The following is a 1458-nucleotide window of genomic DNA, read 5'->3' as shown; positions in this document are numbered from 1 at the left end:
GGGGGTGCCCCTATGTCTTTCGTCAAGCGTTAGGGGCTGACTTGGGTTGGTAAATGGTGCCGTCGCGCAGCATGGCGAACAGGACGTCGCAGCGTCGCCGTGCCAGTGCGATCAGCGCTTGGTTGTGGCGCTTGCCTTGCTGGATCTTGCGGGAGTAATAGGCCCGTGAGACTGGGTCTCGTAAGGCCGCGAAGGCGGATAGGAACAAGGCGCGCTTGAGCACCTTGTTTCCCCGTCTGGATGGATGCTCGCCACGGATCGACGAGCCTGAGCGCCGGGTGACCGGGGCAAGGCCAGCGTAGGCCGCCAAGTGTGCAGCCGAAGCGAAGGCCTTATGGGCGACTTCGGTCAGGAGTCTGGCGGCGGTCCTGACGCCGACTCCCGGCATGCTGGTCAGGACCGGCCAAAGAGGGTGAGCAAGCACCAGTCGCTCAACTTCGGCGGCGACCTCGTCGCGTTGCTTACGCAAGGCCGCAAGCTGCTGGGCTAAACGGGGCATGACGATGGTGGCGGCTTGCGTGCCGGGCACGGTCACGGCTTGTTCACTCAGTGCCTGAACGATCTCGGCCGCCAAGCCTTTGCCCATGCGAGGAGCGAGCTTGGTCAGGCGATTGGCGAGCGTCTTCTCGGTGGTGCTGGCAAGTGCGGCGGGCGACGGATAGCGCTCAAGCAGATCGAGCACCGCCGGATGGTCGAGGCGCGGTCCGAGAACGCGCTCGAGCGCCGGATGGATTTGAGTAAGCAGGCCGCGAATGCGGTTGCTGGTCTGTGTGACCTGAGCGGCGAGGTCGTCATCGAAGCCGCACAGCATGGTGAGTTCGGCGAGCTGCTCGTCGGCCAGTCGAAGCGAGCGCAGCGTATGCGGCATCGAGCGAGCGGCTTCGGCGATGATGGCGGCGTCGCGGGCATCGGTCTTGGCTTCGCCGGCGTGCAAATCAGCGATGCGGCGCATGGCCAGTCCGGGCAGATAGGCGACGAGTACGCCTTCAGCGCGGGCGACGGCTACAGGAAGCGCACCGATGGTGGAAGGCTGATCGACGACGAACAGCAGTCGACCGTGAGTCTTGAGTTCGGCGATGAGGGCTCGCAGCTTGACCTCGTCGTTGGGTAGCGCCTTGTTGTACAGACGCTTGCCATTTCGATCGAGTGCAACGGCGTGATGCTGGCCTTTACCGACGTCGACGCCGACGAAAACATCCACGGCGTCATGCTGTTGAGTGTCTTGCATCGCAGTTTGTGCAAAGTGAACGGATTGGCCTGCAACAACGGTGGCAAGTCTCGGCATCCACGTTACGGACGGCGTCGGAATATTCCGGCCAAACCCCTATCAGCGATCACCAGCCACCCACCAGACCCGGCGACAACACCCCCCGGATCATGACTGCGACTGGGGGCGGGAATCATACCGGGCCTGGCTGGCCAAAGCCCCATTATTGGGACAGGAAGATAGTAACGGGG

At 63.3% G+C, this 1458-nt stretch carries 1 protein-coding gene; it reads right to left on the bottom strand.

Features of this window, described 5'->3' with window-relative positions; genetic code table 11:
- Window positions 1–22: 22 nt before the first annotated feature.
- Window positions 23–1228: an IS110-like element ISBma3 family transposase gene (locus JMF86_RS34830; RefSeq protein ID WP_041489162.1), complete on the bottom strand. Its 1206-nt coding sequence runs from the start codon at window positions 1226–1228 to the stop codon at window positions 23–25.
- Between the last annotated feature and the right edge of the window lie 230 nt (window positions 1229–1458).

Origin of the sequence: Burkholderia sp. E168m15 (genome assembly GCF_016586105.1) — a bacterium.
GTDB lineage: Bacteria > Pseudomonadota > Gammaproteobacteria > Burkholderiales > Burkholderiaceae > Burkholderia > Burkholderia orbicola.
The sequence above is the reverse complement of the archived record's forward strand: the minus strand, read 5'-3'. Positions and strand labels throughout refer to the sequence as shown.